This is a genomic window from Kitasatospora sp. NPDC006697, from assembly GCF_042869935.1.
Classification (GTDB): Bacteria; Actinomycetota; Actinomycetes; order Streptomycetales; family Streptomycetaceae; genus Kitasatospora.
The window spans coordinates 1-5,258 of sequence record NZ_JBIAGU010000067.1; the positions used below are offsets into that span (position 1 = coordinate 1).

3 protein-coding genes and 1 pseudogene are annotated in these 5,258 nt (G+C 71.8%); all 4 read right to left on the minus strand.

What is annotated here, in order from left to right:
* Window positions 1–47: 47 nt before the first annotated feature.
* The gene (locus ACFYNO_RS41050) at window positions 48–626 is read right to left on the minus strand and encodes a DUF742 domain-containing protein (RefSeq protein ID WP_388023878.1); all 579 of its coding nucleotides are present in this window, start codon (window positions 624–626) and stop codon (window positions 48–50) included.
* A 222-nt stretch (window positions 627–848) separates the two neighbouring features.
* Entirely contained in the window at window positions 849–1,262 is a 414-nt protein-coding gene (locus ACFYNO_RS41055; protein ID WP_073926035.1) for a roadblock/LC7 domain-containing protein, read from the minus strand.
* A gap of 10 nt (window positions 1,263–1,272) precedes the next feature.
* Window positions 1,273–4,821, minus strand: coding sequence for a nitrate- and nitrite sensing domain-containing protein (locus ACFYNO_RS41060; protein WP_388023881.1), 3,549 nt, complete (start codon window positions 4,819–4,821; stop codon window positions 1,273–1,275).
* A 330-nt stretch (window positions 4,822–5,151) separates the two neighbouring features.
* Window positions 5,152–5,258, minus strand: a pseudogene (locus tag ACFYNO_RS41065) (ATP-binding protein); the annotation flags it as partial.

The following is a 5,258-nucleotide window of genomic DNA, read 5'->3' on the forward strand; positions in this document are numbered from 1 at the left end:
CCGCGACGACGATCTTCGCGGAGGTGGTGGCCCGGGTGGCGGCGGGGCTAGAGCTTGCGAAGTCCACTGAGGACCCTTTCGAGCAGCGTGACGTCGGGCTGGTTGCCGGATTCGCCCCCGGCGGCGGGCTGGTGGATGGCGACCAGGCCGGCTTCGGCCAGGTCGGCGACGAGGATCCGGGCCACCCCCAGCGGCAGCGAGAGCAGCGCGGACACCTCGGCCACCGACTTCACCTCGGTGGCGCAGAGCAGGCAGATCCGCTGGTGCTCGGGCAGCAGGGTGGCCAGCCGGGCCTCGTCCACACTGGCGGAGACCAGCGCCTCGAGGGCCAGTTCGTAGCGCGGTCTGGTCCGCCCGCCGGTCATCGCGAACGGCCGGATCAGCGGACCGGAGTCCTCCTCCTCCGGCTCCTGGTACGCGGGGGCGGGGGTGTACGCCGGGGCCTGCCGCGGCACCGCCGGGGCCTGCTGGGGGTACGGCTGGGCGGCGCCGCCGAACTGGCTGCCGTACGGGTCGTACGCCGGCTGGCCGTAGCCGTGGCCCGCGCCGGGCGTGCCGAACGCGTCGTGACCGGTGCCGGGGTACGGAACGCCGTACTGGCCCTGGTTCTCGTCGGGCGGTGTCACGGTTCCTCTCCTCACAGGGTGCTGCGGTGCGGTGCAAGGTGTTGGCAACGGCCGGATGGCCGGTGGTGCGAGGGGCCGTACAACGCCCTCAGCCGGGCCCGAGTCAACGGGCCCGGAGTGGGCGGCTGGATACTACAAGTACTACGGAGTTGACGGCATGTCGGCAGCGGGGTGGCCCCTGATGCACCGTCAAGCGGCTTGCTGCCGCGTCACCTGGGCGGTTCAGTGCAGGAGGCTGCCCTGGAGTTCGGCTCGCAGGGCGGGGGTGAGGACCGCTCCGGCGCGGTCGACCAGCAGGGCCATCTCGTAGCCGACCAGGCCGATGTCCGAGTCGGGGGAGGCGAGGACCGCGAGCGAGGAGCCGTCGCTGACGGCCATCAGGAAGAGGAAGCCGCGCTCCATCTCCACGACGGTCTGGTTGACCTCGCCGCCCTCGAAGATCCGGCTGGCGCCGGAGGTCAGCGAGGTCAGGCCGGAGGCGACGGCGGCGAGCTGGTCGGCGCGGTCGCGCGGGAAGCCTTCGGACATGGCAAGCAGGAGCCCGTCGGCGGAGACCACCACCGTGTGCGACACCCCAGGGGTGTTGTCCACGAAATTGGTGATCAGCCAGTTCAGGTTCTGTGCGGCCTGGCTCATCTGAGTCAACTCAACGCTCCTGGTGGTTCGAGCCGCCGAAGAGATCGGTGCTGTTGTTCTGCTGTCCCGGCCCGGGGCGGCCCGGCTGGGACATGTCCTGGGGGTCGATCCGGAAGCTTCCGGTGGTGCCCTCGCTGCCGGCGTTGCGGCCCTGCTCCACGCCGCGGCGCAGGTTGGTGAGCCGCCCCCGGACCTCCTCGGGGCTGCGGGAGACCTGTGGTCCGTCCGCCGCCGCCGGCTTGGCGTTGCCGGGGACCAGGTTCTGCTTGGGCACCCGGCGCGGCAGACCCGCGCCGGTCGTCCCGCCGGCGGCCGGCTCGCGGGCCTGTTCGGCCAGCTGCCAGCTGTCGTCGTTCTCCGACTGCCAGGCCGTGGTGGGGCCGGTCGGGCCGGAGGCGCCCAGTCCGGACACCTGGTGGCCGGGCGAGCTGTCGTCCGCCGGGGCCGAGGTGTCCCGGGCACCGGTGAACCAGTTGGGCTGCTCGCCGCCGTCCAGGCCGCCGATCGCCCGGGCACCGAGGCCGGTTCCGCCGGCCAGCTGCTCGCCGGGGCGGCGCAGCGGCAGGCCGGAGCCCAGGGTCTCCTGGTACTGGGGACGGGCCGCGGCCGGCGCACCGCCCGCCGGCGGCAGCGCGGCCGGCTCGGCGTACGGGTGGCCGACGGCGCGGTCCGCGGTGCGCGGCGCGAAGCCGTCGAACCGGGCCGGCTGCTGCGGCTCCTGCTGGTACCCGGAGTGGTTCGGGTCGTACTGGTCCTGCCGGACGTGGCCCTGGTCCTGGTGGGACTGGGCGTACCCGGGCTCCGCGTAGAAGCCCTCGGCGTACTGCCCGGCGGGGTACTGCCGGTACTCGGCCGGCTCGGCCTCGACGAACTCGGCCTCGACGTACTCGCCCTGGCCGCCGAAGCCGTCCTGGGCGCCGAACTCGGCGAACTCCCGGTACTCGGACTCCTGGTAGGCCGACTGCCGGTACCCGTCCTGCGGGGCGAAGCCCTGCTGCCCGAAGGGCTGCTGCGGCGCGGAGGCGTCCGGCGCGTAGCCCTCCTGCGGCTGGTAGCCGGCCTGCTGGTACTCCTGGCCGGGGTAGCCCTGCTGCGGGTAGGTTCCGTCGTCCTCGCCCAGCGGCCCGCCGTCCTCGCCCGGACCGGCGTCCAGCGCGGCCCGGCGGCGCTGCTCCAGCCGGAGCGAGCGCTGCATCGCGTCCAGCGCGGGGCTGAAGCCGCCGGAGCTGCCGCCGATCGCCAGGTTGTCGTCGAAGCCGAGCTCGGCCGCGGTGCGCTGGGCGGCGATCTGCTCCTGCTCCCAGTCGCCCGGCCCGCCCTGGTCGGCGAAGATCCGGGAGACCGTGAACTCCTCCTCCGGCTCCGGCATCGCCCGCAGCTGGGTGATGCCGGTCGGGAGCATCACCAGCGAGGTGGTGCCGGCCGACTCGCCGGACGGGCGCAGCTGCACCCGGATGCCGTGCCGGTCGGAGAGCCGGCCGACCACGAACAGGCCCATCCGGCGGGAGATCGAGGCGTCCACCGTGGGCGGCTCGGCCAGCTTCTCGTTGATCTCGGCGAAGTCCTCGGCGGTGAGGCCGATGCCCTTGTCGTGGATCTCGACCAGCACCCGGCCGTCCGGCAGCCGGGTCGAGGTGACGGTGACCCGGGTCTGCGGGCTGGAGAACGAGGTGGCGTTCTCCAGCAGCTCGGCGAGCAGGTGGACGAGGTCGGTCACCGCGGCGCCGATCACCTCCGCCTCCGGGATGCCGGAGAGCTCGATGCGCTCGTACTGCTCCACCTCGGAGGCGGCCGCGCGGAGCACGTCGACCAGCGGCACCGGGGTGTTCCAGCGGCGGCCCGGCTCCTCGCCGGCGAGGACCAGCAGGTTCTCGCCGTTGCGGCGCATGCGGGTGGCCAGGTGGTCCAGCTTGAAGAGGTTCTCCAGCTGGTCCGGGTCGGCCTCGTTGTTCTCCAGGTCGGTGATCAGCGCCAGCTGGCGCTGGATCAGGCCCTGGCTGCGCCGGGAGAGGTTGGAGAAGATCGCGTTCAGGTTGCCTCGCAGCAGCGCCTGCTCGGCGGCCAGGCCGACCGCCTGCCGGTGCACCTGGTCGAAGGCGCGGGCCACCTCGCCGATCTCGTCCTTGCCCCAGAGCGGGATCGGGTCGACGTTGGTGTCCACCCGGTCCGGGTCGGTCTTGGAGAGCTTCTCGACCAGGTCCGGCAGGCGGTGGTTGGCGATCTGCAGCGCGGAGGTGTTCAGGGTGCGCATGCCGAGGATCATCGAGCGGGCGATGAAACCGGTGAGCAGACCGGCCAGGGCCAGCGCGCCGATCACGATCGCCGAGTTGAGGATCGCGTCGGTCTGCGCGTTGTCCTTGGTGGTGATGGCGTCGCCGACGACGCTGTCCAGCAGCGAGGCCTCGGTGGCGCGCAGCGGCTTGATGTGGCTGTCGGTGGCCTGCAGCCAGTTGAGCGGCACCAGGCCGTTCGCCTGGGCGCTGGCCAGCGCGGCGTCCGCGGAGGACTGGCCGTTCTGCAGGCCGGCCTGGGCGGCCTCCGAGTAGGCCATCGCGATGTTCAGCAGGCCGGGCATGGTCGGCACGCTCATGCCGTCCGGCATCCGCAGCGGCACGTGGCTGTCGGCGACGTTCTGGGCCACCAGCGCGTCGGCGTAGGTGGCGGCGTCCGCCGGGTCGGTGCCGTTGGTGAACTCGGTGATCGAGACCGTCTCCAGCTTGTTGGAGACCAGCAGGTCCTGGATCAGGTCGGTGTTCTCGAACCGGGAGTTGCGCTTGGTGCCGATGCCGATCAGCAGCTGCAGCATCAGGTCGCGCTGGCTGGAGGCGGAGGCCTTGGCCAGCGACATGGCGTAGATCGCGCGGCCGCGGGCCACACCGGCCGCGCTGCCGGTGCCGACGGAGTTGTCGAAGGCCATCAGCGGGGAGATCATCGCCGAGTACGCGGCCTGGGTGGCGCTGGCGTACAGCTCCGGCTTGTAGGCGTTGTCCCGCAGGTGCTTCAGGGTGCCGAGGACGATCTGCGCGGAGGAGTTGCGGCGGGTCAGCTCCTCGTCGTGGTCGCCGGCCACCTTGGCGTAGGAGGCGTTGTAGTCCTTGACCGCCTGGTCGGTGAGGCCGCGGTACTTGCTCACCAGGTTCTGCGGGTCCGAGCCCGTCATCAGGGGTATCAGGGTCAGGTCGCGCTCGTTCTCCAGCGCGTCGGCCAGCCCGGTGGCGGAGCGGGCCAGCTCGGCGGCCTTCTCCTCGTGGGCGGCGCGCAGGTAGCTGCTGAACGAGGTGTTGACGCGCATGCCGCCGAAGACGAGGCCGATGATGACCGGGATCAGCAGGATCGCGACCAGCCGGGTCGGCACCCGCCAGTTCCGGAAGGCGAGGAACTCGTACCGGCCGCCGGACGTTGGGCGGGCGTCACCGCTCTCCACGGTCTCGGTGGCCCCGGCCTGCGGCTCGCGCTCCGATCCCGCCGCGAAGGCGGAGAACCCGGCGCCCTGGCCGCTGCGGTCCTGCTCGCGGGGCTCGGAGCGCCGCTGCGGGGTGACTGGCTGCTTACGCCTCACTCGACAACAACCTCTCGGCCGACTCGCGGCCATGGATCAATCCAGCTGCTTACCCCGGTGGCCGCAGCCCGCTGCTGGGTGGAACTGCCGATGGTGACTTCGGGGTAGCTGGCATTTCAGCACGTGCGGGGGGACGGGACAAACAGCTCCGGCGGACCGCCCGCCGAAGCACATTTCGGACATTCGCCGACAGGAGCCGCTAATCTCCCATCGGTCCTCAACCGAGCGAACGCGAAGCATTACGCTCTGTCGGCAAAACGTCCGAAATGCCTACCGAACCGTTATGCGATGCACAGCCGGGAGCACCGAACCGGATGCCCCCGCTTCGCGTTACCGCAATCTCGCCAGGAGGGCGTGTTCGACGAGGGTGATGAGGGCGCTTTTGGCGCTGTCTCGTCGGCGTGCGTCGAGGGTGATGATGGGGGTGTCGGGGCCGA